Source organism: Sphingomonas sp. 179-A 2A2 NHS (genome assembly GCF_045371305.1).
Lineage (GTDB): Bacteria > Pseudomonadota > Alphaproteobacteria > Sphingomonadales > Sphingomonadaceae > Sphingomonas.
This window is the reverse complement of record NZ_JBIQDE010000001.1, coordinates 300716-319680: the sequence shown is the minus strand read 5'-3', so window position 1 is coordinate 319680 and position 18965 is coordinate 300716. Positions and strand designations below refer to the sequence as shown.

Annotated in this window: 15 protein-coding genes; 11 read left to right on the top strand and 4 right to left on the bottom strand. The window is 66.9% G+C overall.

What is annotated here, in order from left to right; translation table 11 throughout:
* Window positions 1-112 precede the first annotated feature (112 nt).
* Window positions 113-757 (top strand): extensin family protein, encoded by a 645-nt coding sequence (locus ACH0AE_RS01520; protein WP_406875387.1) that lies wholly within the window; start codon window positions 113-115, stop codon window positions 755-757.
* 36 nt (window positions 758-793) lie between these two features.
* Here the strand turns inward: ACH0AE_RS01520 and ACH0AE_RS01515 are convergent, their stop codons facing one another.
* The 3 genes from ACH0AE_RS01515 to ACH0AE_RS01505 all read right to left on the bottom strand — a co-directional run bounded on the left by ACH0AE_RS01515 (window position 794) and on the right by ACH0AE_RS01505 (window position 5651).
* Window positions 794-1510, bottom strand: coding sequence for a DsbA family protein (locus ACH0AE_RS01515; RefSeq protein ID WP_294442243.1), 717 nt, complete (start codon window positions 1508-1510; stop codon window positions 794-796).
* Window positions 1507-2871, bottom strand: a complete 1365-nt coding sequence (locus tag ACH0AE_RS01510) for a M48 family metalloprotease (RefSeq protein ID WP_294442242.1) — start codon at window positions 2869-2871, stop codon at window positions 1507-1509. The genes ACH0AE_RS01515 and ACH0AE_RS01510 overlap by 4 nt, the downstream gene beginning before the upstream one ends.
* 95 nt (window positions 2872-2966) lie before the next feature.
* Entirely contained in the window at window positions 2967-5651 is a 2685-nt protein-coding gene (locus ACH0AE_RS01505; protein WP_294442240.1) for a ribonuclease E/G, read from the bottom strand.
* Between the two features lie 455 nt (window positions 5652-6106).
* Here ACH0AE_RS01505 and ACH0AE_RS01500 point away from each other — a divergent pair, with 455 nt between their 5' ends.
* The 4 genes from ACH0AE_RS01500 (at window position 6107) to ACH0AE_RS01485 (ending at window position 12124) form a co-directional block, all read left to right on the top strand.
* Window positions 6107-7351: an N-acetylmuramoyl-L-alanine amidase gene (locus tag ACH0AE_RS01500; protein WP_294442239.1), complete on the top strand. Its 1245-nt coding sequence runs from the start codon at window positions 6107-6109 to the stop codon at window positions 7349-7351.
* A gap of 89 nt (window positions 7352-7440) precedes the next feature.
* The gene (locus tag ACH0AE_RS01495; RefSeq protein WP_294442238.1) at window positions 7441-9960 is read left to right on the top strand and encodes a penicillin-binding protein 1A; all 2520 of its coding nucleotides are present in this window, start codon (window positions 7441-7443) and stop codon (window positions 9958-9960) included.
* A 161-nt stretch (window positions 9961-10121) separates the two neighbouring features.
* The gene (gene prfB / locus ACH0AE_RS01490) at window positions 10122-11249 is read left to right on the top strand and encodes a peptide chain release factor 2 (protein WP_294442237.1); all 1128 of its coding nucleotides are present in this window, start codon (window positions 10122-10124) and stop codon (window positions 11247-11249) included.
* A 50-nt stretch (window positions 11250-11299) separates the two neighbouring features.
* On the top strand, window positions 11300-12124 hold the full coding sequence (locus ACH0AE_RS01485) for a class I SAM-dependent methyltransferase (protein WP_294442235.1): 825 nt from the start codon (window positions 11300-11302) through the stop codon (window positions 12122-12124).
* Here the strand turns inward: ACH0AE_RS01485 and ACH0AE_RS01480 are convergent.
* Window positions 12047-12415: a JAB domain-containing protein gene (locus ACH0AE_RS01480; RefSeq protein WP_294442234.1), complete on the bottom strand. Its 369-nt coding sequence runs from the start codon at window positions 12413-12415 to the stop codon at window positions 12047-12049. The two genes, ACH0AE_RS01485 and ACH0AE_RS01480, sit on opposite strands and share 78 nt — an antisense overlap.
* A gap of 99 nt (window positions 12416-12514) precedes the next feature.
* Between ACH0AE_RS01480 and ACH0AE_RS01475 the strand changes: the two genes are divergently transcribed.
* The 6 genes from ACH0AE_RS01475 (at window position 12515) to ACH0AE_RS01450 (ending at window position 18952) form a co-directional block, all read left to right on the top strand.
* Window positions 12515-13309, top strand: a complete 795-nt coding sequence (locus ACH0AE_RS01475; protein WP_294442233.1) for a thymidylate synthase — start codon at window positions 12515-12517, stop codon at window positions 13307-13309.
* Window positions 13310-13500: 191 nt separating this feature from the next.
* Window positions 13501-13968 carry a dihydrofolate reductase gene (locus tag ACH0AE_RS01470; protein WP_294442232.1) on the top strand — a complete coding sequence of 156 codons (468 nt, stop codon included), beginning with the start codon at window positions 13501-13503 and terminating at the stop codon, window positions 13966-13968.
* A 42-nt stretch (window positions 13969-14010) separates the two neighbouring features.
* Window positions 14011-14940 carry a bifunctional riboflavin kinase/FAD synthetase gene (locus ACH0AE_RS01465; RefSeq protein WP_294442231.1) on the top strand — a complete coding sequence of 310 codons (930 nt, stop codon included), beginning with the start codon at window positions 14011-14013 and terminating at the stop codon, window positions 14938-14940.
* A gap of 70 nt (window positions 14941-15010) precedes the next feature.
* Window positions 15011-18028, top strand: coding sequence for an isoleucine--tRNA ligase (locus tag ACH0AE_RS01460; RefSeq protein WP_406875386.1), 3018 nt, complete (start codon window positions 15011-15013; stop codon window positions 18026-18028).
* A complete protein-coding gene (gene lspA / locus ACH0AE_RS01455) occupies window positions 18025-18552 on the top strand; it encodes a signal peptidase II (protein WP_294442229.1) in 528 nt (175 codons plus the stop codon). Before ACH0AE_RS01460 ends, lspA begins: the two co-directional genes overlap by 4 nt.
* Complete coding sequence (locus ACH0AE_RS01450; RefSeq protein WP_294442228.1) at window positions 18545-18952, top strand: DUF3035 domain-containing protein; 408 nt, start codon at window positions 18545-18547, stop codon at window positions 18950-18952. Before lspA ends, ACH0AE_RS01450 begins: the two co-directional genes overlap by 8 nt.
* Window positions 18953-18965: the final 13 nt, after the last annotated feature.

The window sequence follows — 18965 nt, the reverse complement described above, 5'->3', positions numbered from 1 at the left end:
CACACACTGTTCGGCGGAGCACCAAGGCGGGCTGCTTTCCTTCTGCAATCAGGGCAGAAATAGAAGATCAACGCGCCGGAAGAATGATCAGACAGGCGCGAATGGGGGAAGTGTGCGTACCGTCATCCTGCTGGCCGCCATCGCCATGCTCGCCGCGTGTGGCCGATCGGAGCCCCCCAAACGAAGCGATTCGCGCAGCCCCGGGCCGCGGGTGGAGGGCCCGTCGCCGCGCGAGACGGCGCAATGCCATCGCGATCTGCGCGAACTGGGCGTTGCGTTCGAGCCGCTGCCGGATCGGCAGTTCGGCCCGGGTTGCGGCATCGTCGGCACGGTGAAGCTGCTCGACATCGGCGTGCCGACGACGAACCTCGGCGCGGTGCGATGCGGCCAGGCGCGCACCTATGCGCAATGGGCGCGCAACGCGGTGGGGCCGGCGGCGTACCAGATCCTGGGCAGCGAACTGACCAAGATCGAGAGCATGGGAAGCTACAACTGCCGCAACGTCGCGGGCACGGCGCGCCGATCGGGCCATTCGATCGCCAATGCGATCGACATCGGCGCGTTCCAGCTGAAGGACGGGCGGCGGATCACGATCTTGCAGGACTGGAACTCGCCGGACCCGGCGGTGCGACGGTTCCTGCAGACGATCAGCGGCTCTGCCTGCAAGCGGTTCGGCACGGTGTTGGGCCCGAACTACAATTCAGCGCACCGCAACCACCTGCACCTCGAGGACGACAAGGCAAAATTCTGCCGCTGATCGGGAAGCGCGCTTTCCCCTTCGATCAGCTTGCGATTACTTGGCGCGGGCGGCGGCGATCGCGTCCTGCAACCGATCGAGCGGCTGCGCGCCGGACAGGACCTTGTCACCGACCACCCAGGTGGGCGTGCCCGTGAGGCCGAGCTTGCCGGCGAGCGTTAGGTTGCTGGCGATTTCGCTATCGGCGTCGTCCGGCACCTTGGTCAGGTCGACACCGGTGCGGCGGGCGGTGGCGGCGATGGTCTCCGCGCTGAGCGGCCCTGCGGCGTAGAGCGCGTCATGGAACGCCTTGAACTTGCCCTGCGCCGCGGCGGCGAGCGAAGCGCGCGCGGCATCGCGGCTTTCGTCGCTGAGGATCGGCAGCTCGCGGAAGACGATGCGCAGCTTGGGATCGGCCTTCACCAGTTCCTCGAGGACGGGAAGGCTCGCGCGGCAATAGCCGCAATTATAGTCGAAGAACTCGACCAGCGTGACGTCACCCTGCGGGTTGCCCATCACCGCGCTGCGATAGGGCGTCTCCAGCCGCGAACGATCGGCGCCGATGGCGCGCGCGCTTTCCCGTTCCTGCAGCTTTTGCATCGCCTCGGGGATGATCTGCGGATTGGCGAGCACGTAATCGTGCACGATCCGCTCGATCTGGGCCTTGTTGGTGGTGGAGACGTCAGCCGGCGCGACACGTTCGGCAAGCCACACGCCGCCGGCACCGAAGGCTGCGCCGAGCAGCACGAGAAGCAGCAATTGCAGGCGATTCATCGACGCTTGCGCTTGCCGCTGTCGAGATCGTTCTGTGCAGTCATCGCGATATCCTGAGCCCGGATCCAGTCCGAGGTATTTTGTGGGATGCCGGCCATGGCGGCGCGTGCGCTGAGCGCCGCGGTGCGCGAATCGCCCATCATGCTGGCGCGCTCGGCCGTGGCGAGCGCGGCGCGCGCGCTGTCACCGGTGAGTTCGTAGATCGTCCCGAGCTGGACCCAGGCGAAGGGATTCTGATCGTCGCGCGCGACCGCGGTGCGCAGCACGCTCTTCGCCTCGTCGTAATTCGCCCGATCTTCGGTGGCGATCAGCGCATGGCCGAAGGTGGTGGCGATCAACGGATTGTTGCGCGAGCCATTGGTCGCTTCGCGCAGCGGGGCGAGCGCTTCCTTCGGCTTGCCGGCCTCGAGCAGGATCTGGCCCTTGATCTCGAGGAAATAGGGGTCGTGCGGTTTGGCCAGCACCAGCGCTGCCGCTTCCGCATCGGCTTTGTCCGGGTAGCCGCCGCGGTGGTAGGCATAGGCCCGGGCGTAGTGGCCGTAGATGGTCTGGTTGCTCTCGGGGTATTTCTGCAGCGCCTGCGCGGGCGGGAGGAGATAGCCGTCGAGCTTCGCCTGGACGCGCTTGAACCGTTCTTCCCAGTCCTGGTTCAGCGGCTTGTTCCAGGCGGGCGACGACTGCAGCGATTCCGAGATGGCGGCGATACGCTCCGATGACACCGGGTGGCTGAGCATATACTCGACCTTCCGGGTGATGCCGTAGCGATACTCCAGCTGCTGCATCGTCTTGAAGAAGTTCAAATACCCCTTGCCGGTGATTCCGGCGCCATTGAGATATTTGACGCCCGCGGCGTCGGTCGATGCTTCCTGCTGGCGCGAGAAGGCGAGATACTTGCCCATCGCTGCCTGCTGGCCAGCGGCGAGGAGGCCGGCGCCGGCCTCGCCAGCGCCGGCCGCCAGTGCGGCGATGCCGAGGACGACGGAGAGCAAGGTGATGCCGGTCGCTTCCTGGAAGCCGCGCCCGGACAGCGAGACGTGGCCGCCGGTGATATGGCCAAGCTCGTGCGCGATGACGCCCTGCACTTCATTGGCCGTCTTGGCGGCCTGCAGCGTGCCGGAATTGACGTACACGATCTGGCCGCCGGCGACGAAGGCGTTGATCGAATCGTCGTTGACCAGAACCACCTTCACGTCGCGCGGCGAGAGGCCGGCGGCGGTGACGAGCGGCGCCGTCATGTCGGTGAGCAGCGCTTCGGTTTCGGCGTCGCGCAGGATCGACTGCGCCTGCGCCGGCTGGGCCCAGGCGAGGCTGACCACCGCCGCGACGGCGACGATCCGGATCGAGGAGCGACGACGCGTCATTCGGCGCTGGCCGGGATCAAGTCGTTGAAAACCATGCGCCGGACCAAGCAGGCAGTGGGCTTAACTGCCGCTGAAGCCCGGCGCAGGTTCATCGATCAGCCGAACGTCCGCTGCCACCAGCCGCGCCGGGGCGCTTCGCCCGACGATGCTTCGGTGGTTTCAGCCGCGGGCTCGGCTTCGGGCTCAGGCGCAGCCGCCGGCTCGGCCGCGTCATTCGCGACCACTGCGGCTGCCTCGGCTGCCGGTGCGTCCGCCTTCTTGCGGCGGGTGCGCTTGGGCTTGGCCGGTGCTTCCGCCTCTGCCGCTGGCTCGGCGGGAGCCGGTGCGGCTTCCGCGGTATCGGCCTTCTTGCGACGGGTGCGCTTCGGCTTGGCCGGTGCTTCCTCCGCAGCCGGTGCGATCGCCTCGATGCCGGGCGTCTCGATCGCGGCAGGAGCGGCGACCGGTTCGGTCACGGGCGCGTCGGCAGCCGGTGCTGCCTCTGCCGCAACCTTGGCGCGGGGGCGACGACGCGTCTTGGGCGCGGGCGCTTCCGCCGGTGCGGCCTCGGCAACCTCGACCAGGGCGGTCTCGGCCGGGGCCGGCTCGGCAGCGACCCCTACGACCGGCTCTGCCGCGGCGGTGTCAGCGGCGTCGGTCGCGACTTCTGCCTGGCCGGCCTCATCGCCGTTGCCATCACGGCGACGGTTGCGCCGTCCGCGACGATTGCGGCGACGACGGCCGCCTTCGGCTTCGCTCTCACCTTCGGCAGCGGCGACGGTTTCCTCGGCCGCTTCGTCCTGATCGGACTCGCTGTCGATCGACTCCGCGTCCTCCGGCTCGCTGAGATCGGCGTTCGAGGCGGGCGTTGCGTCCGCATCGCTGCGACCGCGACGGCCACGCCGGCGGCGGCGGCGACGGCCGCCCTCGCGATGCTCCTCAGACCGGGGCTCGTCGCTGCGCGCCTCATCCTCTTCCTCGCCGGCGAGGACCACTTCGTCCTCTTCTTCCTCGATCTCGTCGACGATATCGTCCTCGATCTCTTCGACCGGCGGATCGAACTTCGGCGGGTAAGCGGGCGGCGGGCCCGATGCCTCGACCAGCATGCGGGCGCCTTCCTGCTCGCCGTCGGGCAGGATCTCGACCGTGACGCCGTAGCGGTCCTCGATCTCGGCAATGTCGGCGCGCTTACGGTTGAGCACGTACACCGCTGCCTCGACGCTGGCGCGCAGCGTCAGGATCGAACCGCGGCCGCGTGCGGCTTCGTCCTCGATGAGGCGCAGCGCGCTGAGGCCCGCGGACGAGGCGGTGCGGACGAGGCCGGTGCCTTCGCAATGCGGGCAGGGGCGGGTGGAGGCTTCGAGCACGCCGGTGCGCAGGCGCTGGCGGCTCATTTCCATCAGGCCGAAGCTGGAGATGCGGCCAACCTGGATGCGGGCGCGATCGTTCTTCAGCGCCTCCTTCATCGCCTTCTCGACCTTCCGGACATTGGAATTGTTGTCCATGTCGATGAAGTCGATGACGACGAGGCCGGCCATGTCGCGCAGGCGCAATTGGCGGGCAATTTCCTGCGCCGCCTCAAGGTTCGTCGCGGTCGCGGTCTGCTCGATATTATGCTCGCGCGTCGACCGGCCGGAGTTGATGTCGATCGAGACCAACGCCTCGGTCGGGTTGATGACGAGGTAGCCGCCGGACTTCAGCTGCACCACCGGATGGTACATGGCGGCGAGCTGATCCTCGACATGGCAGCGCTGGAACAGCGGAATGGGATCGCTGTAATGCTTCACCCGCTTCGCGTGGCTCGGCATCAGCAGGCGCATGAATTCCTTGGCCTGGCGATAGCCGTCGTTGCCCTCGACGATGACCTCGTCGATGTCCTTGTTGTAGATGTCGCGGATCGCGCGCTTGATGAGATCGCTGTCGCCATAGATCAGCGCGGGGGCCGCACTGGTCAGCGTCTTTTCACGGATACCGTCCCACAGGCGGGCGAGGTAATCGAAGTCGCGCTTGATCTCGGTGCGGGTGCGGCTGAGGCCGGCGGTGCGCACGATGCAGCCCATCGAGGGCGGCAGCTCCAGCTCGGCCATGATCGATTTCAGGCGCTTGCGATCGGACGAATTGCTGATCTTCCGGCTGATCCCGCCGCCGTGCGACGTGTTGGGCATCAGCACGCAATAGCGGCCGGCGAGCGACAGATAGGTCGTCAGCGCCGCGCCCTTGTTGCCACGCTCTTCCTTCACGACCTGGACCAGCAGCACCTGGCGGCGGCGGATCACGTCCTGAATCTTGTAGCGGCGGCGCAGGTTCATACGGCGCTGGCGAAGCGCCTCGACCTGATCGTCGTTGATGCCGGTGGCCGAAGGGGTCGGGCGATCCTCGCCTTCCATCTCCTCGGCGACTTCGGGATCCATCCCGCCGTCATCCTCGAACCGCTCGAGATCATCCTCGTTGGCGTCGTCGGAATCGTCCTCGTGCGCTTCCTGTTCGGCGCGCAGCTTGGCTTCCTCGGCGGCATGCTCCGCCTCTTCGCGCAGCAGGGCTTCGCGATCTTCCTTGGGGATCTGGTAATAATCCGGGTGAATTTCCGAGAAGGCGAGGAAGCCGTGGCGGTTGCCGCCGTAGTCGATGAACGCCGCCTGCAGCGACGGTTCGACCCGGGTTACCTTGGCGAGATAGATATTCCCCTTGAGCTGCTTGCGCTCGGCACTCTCGAAATCAAACTCCTCGATGCGGTTTCCCTTGACGACTGCCACGCGGGTCTCTTCCCGGTGGCGTGCGTCGATCAGCATGCGCATGGTCATTATATGGTCTCCGCGCGCGGCTCGCGCCGCCGAACGGCGGGGCCACGCGATAAAAAGGCGCTGCCGGCCCCCTGTGGCCGGCAAAGCAAATGGTGGTGAACTGTGCCTTCGTGCGCCGCGCACGGCCGAGCAGCACGCCCTGGACCGAACCCGTATCCGCGCCGCCGGCGAGGGCCGGTCGGATCTGCGGTGCGGGGAAATGCGACATGCGAACGTCAACCTGGTTGCGCCGCGCCGGCGCGAACGGCCGGACGGGCGGTGGGTCGGCGGCGCGTCAAGGCAACGCGCAATCCGATCAAGATGATGCCTAGCATCTCAAGCGTCATTCGGCAACCGGAACGTCCTTGCCGGCGAAGCGGCAAGAATATGCCGAATGCCGCATTAACCGAATGCCGAAACCCTGGTTTGACACACAGAAGATAAGCCGGACGCCCCGGAGTAAAAGGGTTTGTTTCATGGCTTTTGGCTGGACCGGCCACCCCCCGGCGCGGCATAATCGGCGCGTGTCGTACATTCTCGCCTCGGCCGTCGGCATGATGCTTGCCGCGCCCAGCTGGGCCGCGACCGTCGAGCGTGTCGAGATCAAGGACGGCCGAGTATTGATCCGGTTCGATGAAGCGGTGCGCGGTGCATCAAGCTTCGTGCTGGACGGGCCGCAGCGGATCGCGGTGGACATCGACGGCGCGCGCCCGGGCCAATCCGACCAGGGCGAGCGATATGTGACGCGGGTACGCCAGGGCTGGCGGGGCAGCGATGGCGCGCGGGTGGTGCTGGATCTGGCGCAGCCGATGGTCGTGTCGAAGGGCAAGTTCGAGGACGACGGGCGCACGCTGGAACTGTCGCTGCGCCAGGTGGATGCGCAGCACTTCTCCGCGGCCAGCAATGCCTCGCCGTTGAGCTTCCTCCCGTTCGGCTGGGGCGAGAAGCGGCCGAAGTACAAGGTGTCGATCCCGGTGCCGCCGGCGAAGAAAAGCGTGCTGCCGCGGGTGCAGGGCGATGACAGCCGCCCGCTGGTGGTGATCGACGCCGGGCATGGCGGCAACGATCCGGGCGCGATCAACCCGGAAACGGGGCTGCGCGAAAAGGACGTGACGCTGAAGATTGCGAAGGCGATCCGCGACGAACTGCTCGCGTCGGGCCGCGTGCGCGTGGCGCTGACGCGGGAGGATGACCGGTACATCCTGCACCGCGAGCGCTTTGGCGTGGCGCGACGGCTGCGGGCGGACCTGTTCATCTCGATCCATTGCGACAGCGTCGGTTCGGGCGACGCATCCGGCGCCACGGCCTACACCCTGTCAGACATCGCTTCCGACAAGGAAGCCGCCCGGCTCGCCTCGCGCGAGAACAAGTCGGACATCATCGCCGGCGTCGACCTCGACGAGAGCGACGACGTCTCCTCGATCCTGATCGATCTGACGCAGCGCGAGACGATGAACGCCTCCGCCGGGTTCGCGCGGCTGCTGGGGCGCGAGGCGAAGCCGCTCATCCCGACCAAGCAGAACTTCCACCGCATGGCATCGCTGCTGGTGCTGAAGGCGCCGGACATGCCATCGATCCTGTTCGAGACGGGTTATATCTCCAATCCGCAGGACGCCGCCTTCCTCGACAGCCGCGAGGGGCGCACGCGTGTGGCGCAGAGCGTTAGGCGCGCGGTGGAAGTCTACTTCGCGCGGCGGTTGACGCAGACCGCAGCCCGATGAGGGCAGGGGCAGCGCGTCCGCCGCGGGCAACTGCTTGGCCGAGCGTTGTTGCCAGCCCTGCGCCTGCTCCCTAAACACCGGCGCCGCGTATGGCGTCGACACCTCCCGAACCGAACAAGCTGCGGCTGCGCCGCATGAGCGGCGGCATCGCCGAGCGGCTGGCGCCGATCTGGGGGCGGCGCTGGGTGAAGCTGCTGACGGCGCTTGCCGTGCTCGGCATGGTCGTTTTTGGCGGCTTCTGGTACGTCGTGACCCGCGATCTGCCATCGGTGGAGCAGCTTCGGACCTACGAACCGCCGCTGCCGACCAACGTGCGCTCGATCGATGGTGGTCCGATCTATTCCTACGCCCGCGAGCGGCGCGTGGAACTGTCGTTCAACGAATATCCCAAGATGCTGGTGAACGCTTTCCTCGCGGCCGAGGACAAGACCTTCTTCGAGCATCACGGCGTGGACTATCCCGGGCTTGCCGGTGCAGTGGTCGATTATGTGTCGAAGCTGGGGAGCGGGCGGCGCGCGCGCGGCGGCTCGACGATCACCCAGCAGGTGGCGAAGAACCTGCTGATCGGAAACGAATATTCGCCCACCCGCAAGATGCGCGAGGCGATTCTGGCGTGGCGCATCGAGGATACGCTGACCAAGCCGCAGATCCTGGAGCTGTACCTCAACCAGATCTTCCTTGGCCGGAACGCGTACGGTGTCGAGGCGGCGGCGCATGCCTATTTCGACAAGGAACTGAGCGAGCTGGATCTGGCGCAGATGGCGTATCTTGCCATCCTTCCCAAGGGGCCGGCGAACTACGATCCGTTCCGCAACACCCAGCGCGCGATCGACCGGCGCAACTGGGCGTTGGGCGAAATGGAGAAGAACGGCTTCATCACCACGCAGCAGAAGCTGGCGGCGCAGGCAGAACCGATCGGCGCGATCACGCGCCGCACGCCCAAGTTCGAGCGCGTCGGCGGCTATTTCGTGGAAGAAGTGCGCCGCGAACTGATCAACAAGTTCGGCGAGACGGCGCGCGACGGGCCGTACAGCGTCTATTCCGGCGGCCTGTGGGTGCGCACGTCGCTCGATCGCAACGTGCAGGAAGCGGCGGCTCAGGCACTTCGTGATGGCCTGCTACGCTACGACCGCGGGCGTGGGTTCTCGGGGCCGCTGCGGCACGTCGAGATTACGGACGGACGCTGGCAGGGGGCGCTGCTCGATACCAATATCGCACTCGATTATGCCGACTGGCGCGCCGCCATCGTCATTTCGCGGGATGCGAGCGCGGCCCGGATCGGGTTCGCGGACGGGACGGAAGGCACCCTGCCGCGCTCCGCCGCGCAGATGCCGCTGCGTGGCAAGGGCACGCCGGCGTTCGGCACGCTGAAGGAAGGCGACATCATCGCGGTGGCGCCGGCCGGGGGTAGCAGCTTCGCGCTGCGATCGGTGCCGAAGATTTCAGGCGGGTTCGTGGTGCAGGAGCCGCAAAGCGGGCGGATCCTGGCGATGCAGGGCGGGTTCGACGCATCGCTCCAATCGTTCAATCGCGCGACGCAGGCGATGCGCCAGCCCGGATCGACGATCAAGCCGATCGTCTATGCGGCGGCGCTGGAGCACGGCATGACGCCCGCCTCGATCATCGTCGACGGTCCGTTCTGCGTCTATCAGGGCGCGCGGCTTGGGCAGAAGTGCTTCCGCAACTTCGGCAATTCGCGCGGTGCGGGCCCGCGGACGATGCGCTGGGGCGTCGAGCAATCGCGCAACCTGATGACGGTGCGGGCAGCCGCCAGCACCGGCATGAGCAACGTCGTCAAGCTGATGAAGGCGCTGGAGGTCGGCGATTACGAGCCGTACCTTTCCTATGCGCTGGGCGCCGGCGAGACGACCGTGATGAAGATGGTCAACGCTTATGGCGTGTTGGCCAATCATGGCCGCTGGCATGCGCCGTCGCTGATCGATTTCGTGCAGAACCGGCGCGGCCAGGTGATCTGGCCGGAGAACTGGCGCGCGTGCGATCGCTGCAACATGCCGGAATGGGACGGCAAGCCGATGCCGCGGCCGGTAACGCGTGGCCGCCAGGTGCTGGACGCCATGTCCGCCTACCAGATGGTGCACATCGCCGAGGGCGTGATCCAGCGCGGGACCGCGACCACGCTGCGTGACCTCGATCGCCCGATCTTCGGCAAGACCGGCACGAATTCGGGCCCGAAGGACGTGTGGTTCATCGGCGGCACGCCGCAGATGGTGGCCGGCGTCTACATCGGTTACGATTCGCCAGTGAACCTTGGGGGCTACGCACAGGGCGGCACGCTCGCGGCGCCGATCTTCAAGCAATGGGCGCAGAAGGCGTATGAGGGGATGGAAGTGCTGCCGTTCCGCGCGCCCGCCGGCATCCGCATGGTGCGGATCGACCGCGCGAGCGGGCGCCCTGTCTACGGCACCTTCCCGACCGACAGCGATCCCAAGGCATCGGTGATCTGGGAGGCGTTCAAGCCGCAGGCCGAGGCGCGCCGTGCGCCGCGCCGCACCGGCCCGGCACCGGCGGCGACCGAAAAGGCGAGCAGCGGCGAGCAGAAGAAGGCAAGCGACAGCGACTTCCTGCAGCGCGAGGGCGGCATCTACTAGAGCCATAACGGGCGGCATTGTGTCGTCGTTGTTGAGGCCCTAAGTCCGCCAACCAAATCGTCATCCCAGCGCAGGCCGGGATCTCCCGCCACTGACGCGTTGCTCGTGCCGCAGGGGATTCCCGACTTGTGCTGGACTGACGCCAGAAGCGGAGAATAACCATGCGCGCTGAAGCGCAGGCCCATGTCGACACGATCAACGAGGCGTTGGCTTTGGTGCGGCGGTTCCTCGACTGGGATCGTGCCGTGCGGCGGCTGGACGAACTGAATGCGCGTGTCGAGGATCCGACGCTGTGGGAGAACCCCAAGGCGGCGCAGGACGTGATGCGCGAGCGCCGCCGGCTGGACGAGGCGATTACGGCGACGCGCGCGATCCAGCGCGAAATGTCCGACACGGTCGAGCTGATCGAGATGGCAGAGGCCGAGGGTGACGAGGAGATGGCGCAGGAGGGCACCCAGGCCCTGGCGCAGCTCGCGCGCAAGGCGACCGAGGACAAGGTGAAGGCGCTGCTGGCCGGCGAGGCCGACGGCAACGACACCTATATCGAGATCAACGCCGGCGCTGGCGGCACCGAGAGCCAGGACTGGGCCGAGATGCTGCAGCGGATGTACACCCGCTGGGCCGAGCGGCGCGGCATGAAGGTGGAGCTGATCGACTATCACGCCGGCGAGCAGGCGGGGATCAAATCGGCCACGCTGCTGATCAAGGGCGAGAACGCCTATGGCTATGCCAAGGTGGAAAGCGGCGTTCACCGCCTGGTGCGGATCAGCCCGTACGACAGCTCCGCGCGCCGCCACACCAGCTTCTCCAGCGTCTGGGTCTATCCGGTGATCGACGATTCGATCGACATCGAGATCAACGACAGCGAGCTGCGCATCGATACCTATCGTGCGTCGGGCGCCGGCGGTCAGCACATCAACACGACCGATTCGGCGGTGCGCATCACCCACTTGCCGACCGGCATCGTCGTGGCGTGCCAGAACCAGCGATCGCAGCACAAGAACAAGGCGGAGGCGTACAACCAGCTGCGCGCCCGCCTGTACGAGCACGAGTTGCGCAAGCGCGAGGAAGAGGCGAACGCCGTCAACGCGACCAAGACCGACATCGGCTGGGGCCACCAGATCCGCTCGTACGTGCTTCAGCCGTACCAGTTGGTGAAGGACCTGCGCACCGGTGCCACTTCCACCTCGCCCAGCGACGTGCTTGACGGGGATCTCGACGAGTTCATGGCCGCGGCGCTGGCGCAGCGCGTGACGGGCGAGGCTGTCGAGGTGGAGGACGTGGAATAAGGATGAGCCGGGGGACGACGCTTCGCTGTGGGGGGATGCGGGGCGGAGCCATGCCCCGGCGCGGTGCGCCGTACCTGCGCGTGGGGCTGATCGCGGCGATCGCGTCGAGCGCGCTGCTTCTTGCCGCCTGTGACGGCGGCGAGCCGCTGATCAAGAAAGAGCCGAAGGATCCCGGCCCGTTCCCCGCGGCGGACCGGCCGGTCGCCCATATCGTCTCGTCGCGCTGGTCGAACGAGGAAGCGCGTGACCGGGTGAACGAGGCGGGCACCGTCATGGCGCTCGCCAAGATCAGGCCGGGCATGACGGTCGCCGATATCGGCGCGGGCGAAGGCTATTACACGATCCGTCTGGCGCAGAAGGTGGGCGAGGACGGCCGCGTTCTGGCGCAGGACATCATGCCCGCGACGCGCGACGCGCTGGCGGAACGTGTCGCGCGCGAGCGGCTGGACAATGTCAGCGTCAAGCTGGGCGAGCCGGCCGATCCCAAGCTGCCCGAGGCGAGCTTCGACCGGATCTTCATGGTCCACATGTACCATGAGATTGCGCAGCCGTATGAGTTCCTGTGGCGGATGCGCCCGTCGCTGAGACCGGGCGGGCTGGTGGTTGTGGTGGACGCGAACCGCAGTACCGTCGATCACGGCACCCCGCCGGCATTGCTGAAATGCGAGTTTGCCGCGGTCGGCTATCAACTCGTCGCGATGCAGCCGATGCCGTCAGCCGGCGGCTATTTCGCGACCTTCACCGCGCGCGGCGCGCGGCCGGAACCGAGCGCAATCCAGTCGTGCCGTCTGCAGCCGTCACAGCAGCCCGCGCGCGCGGAAGCTGACGCTGGCACCGGCGGCCAGCACGAGATGGTCGACCAGCCGAATCCCTAAAGCGTCGAGCGCCGCCGCCAGTCGGCGCGTGGTGCGCAGATCCTCCGCCGAGGGCTCGGGATCGCCGGACGGGTGGTTGTGGGCCATCATCACGTCCTGCGAATCATGCGCCATCGCCAGTGCGGTGACGGTGCGCAGCGACACGTCCACGCGCGAGGCGCTTGTGGAGGGCATGTGATGCAGGCCGAGCGCCGCGCCTCCCTTGTTCAGGAAGATGAAGGCGACCGATTCGGTTTTCCCGGCCGCGATCGCCAAGAGGTGCGGGAGGATCACCGGGTCGATGCCGTGCATGGGATGGGGGTGGGGCGGCGATGCCTGCCGCGGCAAGAGAACCCCGCCGATCCGGACTCGTCACTTGGCGCGGTGGACCAATCGATTTAGCGTCGCCTCATGCGCCAATACCTCGACCTCATGGCCCGTGTGCTCGATTCGGGTGCCCGGCAGATGGACCGCACCGGGACTGGAACGCTCAGCGTGTTCGGCCATCAGATGCGCTTCGACCTGGCGGAAGGCTTCCCGGTGTTGACCACCAAGAAGCTGCACCTCCGATCGATCATCATCGAGCTTCTGTGGTTCCTGCGCGGCGACACCAATGTCCGTTGGTTGCAGGAGCGCAAGGTGAGCATCTGGGATGAGTGGGCGGACGAGAAGGGCGACCTTGGACCGGTCTATGGCAAGCAGTGGCGCGACTGGGTGACTGCCGACGGGCGCCACATCGACCAGATCAAGGGCTTGATCGAGGACATCCGCACCAACCCTGCCTCGCGCCGGCAGATCGTCACCGCGTGGAACCCCGGGGACCTCCACGCCATGGCGCTGGCGCCGTGCCACTGCCTGTTCCAGACCCATGTGGCGAACGGACGGCTGTCGCTTCAGCTTTACCAACGTTCCGCGGACATCTTCCTTGGGGTGCCGTTCAACATCGCCAGCTATGCCCTGCTGACCCATATGCTGGCGCAGCAATGCGGGCTGGAGCCGGGAGAGTTCATCTGGACCGGCGGCGATTGCCACCTTTATTCCAACCATCTGGAGCAGGCGCGGCTTCAATTGACCCGCGAGCCGACCGCGCTGCCGCGGCTCGAGATCCTGCGAAAGCCGCCGGCGATCGACCAGTATGAATATGAGGATTTCGTGCTTCACGGCTATGAAGCGCAGGCGCATATCAAGGCGCCGGTGGCCGTCTGACGGAGGAGGTGCAGCAGAGTTCAGCGGGCGTTCAGCCTTGACGACTACAAACGTAATCGTTAGGGAGACGATGCCATGCGGGACTATGTCATCACCATCGCCACCGCCACGCTCGCAGCCTGGCTGTTGCAATCGGGCGCGCCCCAGCCGTGCCAGGGGAACACGCCCATGATCGCGGAGCGCAGCGTTCGATGACGATCACGTTCCATCTCGCGCGGGCGCGCAATGGCGTGATCGGTCGGGATGGAGGGCTCCCCTGGCGGCTGCCGGCTGACCTGAAGCGGTTCAAGGCGCAGACCATCGGACGCCCGATGATCATGGGGCGCAAGACGTTCGATAGTTTTCCGTCGCCGCTGCCCGGCCGCCGCCATATCGTGTTGACGCGTGACGCGGCCTGGCAGGCGGAAGGGGCGGAGGTGGTGCACTCGCCCGACGCGGCGCTGGCGCTGGCCGGCGAGGATGCCGCCGTGATCGGCGGGGCGGACGTCTTCGCGCTGTTCCTCGATCGCGCCGACCGGATCGAACTGACCGAAGTTCATGCCGATCCCGATGGGGACACGATCGTTCCCGCCTTCACCGGCTGGCGCGAGGTCTTCCGCGAGGATCATGCCGCGGATGGCGACCGGCCGGGCTATAGCTTCGTGACACTGGTGCGCTGACGTACAGCCCGCTATGCGCCGGCGGCGATGGAGCGGCAGGGGTTGATACGGCTGGATGCGGGCACGACGCTGCCCGCCGAGCTGCGTGGCGGGATCGTCGCGCTGGGCAATTACGATGGCTTCCATCTCGGGCACCAGGCAGTCGTCGGCCGCGCGATCGAGCGGGCGCGGCGTGAGGGGCGGCCGGCGCTGGTCGCGACGTTCGACCCGCATCCGATGCGCTATTTCGCGCCCGACGCGCCCTGGTTCCGCCTGACGACGCTGGAGCAGCGCGCGGCATTGATGCGTGATGCCGGCGTCGATGCGGTGCTGGTGTTCCAGTTCGATGCGCGCCTTGCGGCGCTTTCCGCCGAGGAATTCGTGACGACTCATCTCGTCGGCCAGCTGGGCGTCGGCGGGGTGGTGACGGGGGAGGATTTCACCTTCGGCAAGGGGCGCAGCGGCGACGTTGCGGCGCTGGCCGCGCTTGGCGCGGTTCATGGGTTCAGCGCGGATGCGGTCGGCGCGGTGACGCTGGATGGCGAGATCGTTTCCTCCACCCGCATCCGCGCGGCGCTGCGCGACGGACGGCCGGCGGACGCGGCGCGGCTGCTGACGCGGCCGTTCACGATCGCGGGCGAGGTGCGACACGGCGACAAGCTGGGCCGCGAGATCGGCTATCCGACGGCGAACGTCGATCTCGGCAACTACCTGCGGCCGGCCTATGGCATCTATGCCGTGCGCGTGAAGCTGCCCGACGGGCGCTGGCATGACGGCGCGGCGAACCTTGGCATCCGTCCAAGCTTCGACCCGCCCAAGGAATTGCTGGAGCCGTACCTGTTCGATTTCTCGGGCGATCTTTACGGCCAGACGATCGAGGTGGCGCTGATCGAGTTCCTGCGGCCGGAGGCGAAGTTCGACAGCCTCGACGCGCTGAAGGCGCAAATGGCAGCGGATTGCGACCGCGCCCGGGCGCTGCTGCGCACCGTGTGATCGTCGCGCGCGGCAAAGCGCACGAACGGTTTTGTGAAAGCCCGCGGTTCCGCTAAGGGCGCGAGCTTCTATGGCCGACGAAAACACCACCGCACGCGAGACCGATCAGAAGGATTGGCGCGACACCGTCTTCCTGCCGAAGACCGACTTCCCGATGAAGGCGGGCCTGCCGCAAAAGGAGCCTGCGATTCTGGAGCGGTGGCAGCGGCTGGGCCTGTACCAGCGGCTGCGTGAGCAGCGTGCGGATCGTGAGAAGTTCATCCTTCACGATGGCCCACCCTATGCCAATGGCGATATGCACATCGGCCATGCGCTGAACCATATCCTGAAGGACATGGTGGTGCGCACCCAGACGTTGCTGGGGAAGAACGCGCCCTACGTTCCCGGCTGGGATTGCCACGGCCTGCCGATCGAGTGGAAGGTCGAGGAAGAATATCGCAAGAAGAAGCTGAACAAGGACGAGGTGCCGCCGGCGGAATTCCGCGCCGAATGCCGCGCCTATGCCCAGAAATGGGTCGATACGCAGCGCGAGCAGCTGAAGCGGCTGGGCGTCAACGGCGACTGGGACAAGCCGTATCTGACGATGGACTTCGCCGCCGAGGCGACCATCGTGTCCGAGCTGATGAAGTTCGCCGAGACGGGGCAGCTGTATCGCGGCGCAAAGCCGGTGATGTGGAGCCCGGTCGAGAAGACCGCACTGGCCGAGGCCGAGGTCGAATATGAGGACGTGGTGTCGACGCAGATCGACGTTGCGTTCGAGATCACCGAGGCGCCGAACGCGCCGGAGCTGGTCGGCGCCCATGCGGTGATCTGGACCACCACGCCGTGGACGATCCCCGTGAACCAGGCGCTCGCCTACGGGCCGGAGGTCGAATACGTCCTCGCCCGCTTCGACGACATGGTGGAAGGGCCGCGCACCCTGCTGGTGGCGCGCGATCTGCTGGAGAGCTTCGGCGCGCGGATCGGCCACCCGGTGGTGGTGAAGATCGGCGATGCGGCGGGCACGGTGACCGTGCTGGCGGCGTTCAGCGGCGAGAAGCTGGCGGGCGCGGTGGCGCGTCACCCGATGCATGAACTGGGCGGCTTCTTCGCCAAACCGCGTCCGTTCCTGCCGGGCGATTTCGTCACCACCGACGCGGGCACTGGCCTCGTCCACATGGCGCCCGACCATGGCGAGGACGATTTTGAGCTGTGCAAGGCGCATGGCATCGATCCGGTCTTCGCGGTGGATGCCGGCGGCATGTACCGCCCGGACTGGCTGTGGCTGGGCGGGCAGGGCAGCGTCATCAACAAGAAGTTCGTCGCCGCTGACGGGCCGATCTGCACCGACCTCAGCGAAGCGGGCGCGCTGATCGCGGCGAGCGACGATTTCAAGCACAGCTACCCGCATTCCTGGCGTTCCAAGGCGAAGGTGATCTTCCGTTGCACGCCGCAATGGTTCATCGCCGTCGACAAGCCAATTAAGGCCAGCTCAGGCGAACCTAAGCCGAATACGGGCAGGGACCCGATCACGGCGCTTCTGACCACGTCCGCTGCCGTGGGGTATCTTAGCGGCAATGAAGAAGAACTGATCGCAGCCACTGGTGTGGAGCGTCCAGAGACTCCCGGACTTGAACAAGCAAAACGTCTATCTGGTCCGGCGCAGAATGCAGGTGACACCCTCCGCAACCGCGCCATCGCCGCGATCGCGGCCACGCGCTTCGTGCCGGAGAAGGGGCGCAACCGCATCGGCGCGATGGTCGAGGGGCGGCCCGACTGGGTGATCAGCCGGCAGCGCGCCTGGGGCGTGCCGATCGCGTTGTTCGTGCATCGTGCGACGGGCGAATTGCTGGTCGATCCGGCAGTGAACGCGCGCATCGTCGACGCCTTCCGCGAGAAGGGCGTCGATGCCTGGACCGACGAGGCCGCCGCGGGCTTCCTTGGCGAGGGACGCGATCCGGCCGATTACGAGCGGGTTACCGACATTCTCGACGTGTGGTTCGATTCGGGCTGCACCCATGCCTTCGTGCTGGAAAGCGGGCGCTGGCCGGAATTGTCATGGCCGGCGGATCTCTACCTCGAGGGGTCGGACCAGCATCGCGGCTGGTTCCAGTCGTCGCTGCTGGAAAGCTGCGGCACGCGCGGGCGGGCGCCTTATGATGCGGTGCTGACGCACGGCTTCACGATGGATGCCAAGGGCATGAAGATGTCCAAGAGCCTCGGCAACACGATCAACCCGCTTGATCTGATGCGCGATTATGGCGCGGACATCCTGCGGCTGTGGGCGCTGTCGGTCGATTTCACCGAGGATCACCGCATCGGCAAGGAAATCCTGGCCGGTGTCGCTGACCAGTATCGCAAGCTGCGCAATACCTTCCGCTACCTCCTGGGCGCGCTCGACGGGTTTGACGAGGCGGAGAAGCTGCCGGTGGCGGAATGGCCGGAACTGGAGCGGTACATGCTCCATCTGGTCCATGCGCTGGACCAGCAGCTGCGCCGTGCGATCGCTGATTACGACTTCAACGGCTATGTCCGCCTTCTGAGCGATTTCGCCAACGAGGATCTGTCGGCGTTCTTCTTCGATATCCGCAAGGATTCGCTCTATTGCGACGCGCCGACGGATACGAAGCGCCGGGCGTACCGAACCATGCTGGACGTGCTGTTCCACGCGATGGTGCGCTGGGCTGCGCCGGTGCTGGTCTTCACCGCCGAGGAAGTGTGGCAATCGCGCTTCCCGAGCGAGGATGGCTCGGTTCACTTCCTCGACTGGCCGGAACTGCCGGCGGAAGCGGGCGAGGACGTCAGCGCCCGCTGGCTGGAGGTGCGCCGCCTTCGTGAGCGCGTGACCGAGGCGATCGAGCCGCTGCGCCGCGAGAAGATCGTGCGTTCCAGCCTGGAGGCGAACGTGACCGTGCCCGAAACGCCGCTGTCCGTCGATGCGCTGGCCGAGGCGTTCATCGTGGCGAAGGTATCGCCGGGCGATGAGGTGACGGTGAGCCGGACCGATTACCACAAGTGCGGGCGCTGCTGGCGCCTGCTGCCCGAAGTTGTCGAGGACAGCGCCCTGTGCGGCCGCTGCGCCGAGGTGGTTGGCGAGGTGGCGGCGTGAAGCGCAGCGTGCCTGTTGCCGGCCTCGTCGCCGCGGCAGTCGTGTTCGTGCTCGACCAGCTGATCAAATGGGTGGTGACCGGGCCGCTCGGCATCAACTTCCTGGGTGCCTCGCGCGAGATCGTGTCGTTCTTCGATCTGCGGTTCGTGCAGAACATGGGCGTGAGCCTTGGCCTGCTGCGCGCGGAGAGTGAGTTCGCGCGCTGGGGCCTGGTGGTGATGACCGCGGCAATCGCCGGCGCCGTCACCTTCTGGATGTGGCGCGAGGAGAAGGCGGCCGACAAGCTGGCGCTCGGCCTGGTGCTCGGTGGGGCGCTCGGCAATATCGTCGACCGGGTGCGGTTCGGCTATGTCGTGGACTTCGCCGACCTGCACTTCGGCGAATGGCGGCCGTTCCTCGTCTTCAACGTCGCGGATGCGGCGATCACCATCGGCGTGCTCATTCTGCTGGCGCGGGCGCTGCTGATCCGCGATAAGCCGGCGGCAAAGCCGGACAAGATGGCTTCGGAGAATGTGAATGCGTAAGTCGATCGTCATGGGCGCAGTCCTCGCGGTGACGCTGGCCGGGTGCGCGAGCAACGGCCTCGATCGTGACCGTCCGGACGAATTCGCGGTGGCGCGCCAGCCCTCGCTGATCATCCCGCCCGATTTCGCGCTGGTGCCGCCGACCCCGGGCGCGGCGCGCGTCCAGTCCGCCACCTCGGCGCAGTCGCAGACGCTGGAGGCGCTGTTCGGCAGCGCCCCGCGTAGCGCCGGCGAGCGCTCGGTGGTTCAGGCGGCGGGCGGCGATACGGTGGATGCCGGCATTCGCTCCTCCGCCGGTGATCCCGACACCAACGTCGTCGACAAGGGGCAGACGACGCGGGACATCATCGCGGCGCCCGAAGGCGATGGCCAGGACGCCCGCGCCAACGCGCCGCGCTGACGCCTTCGCTCCG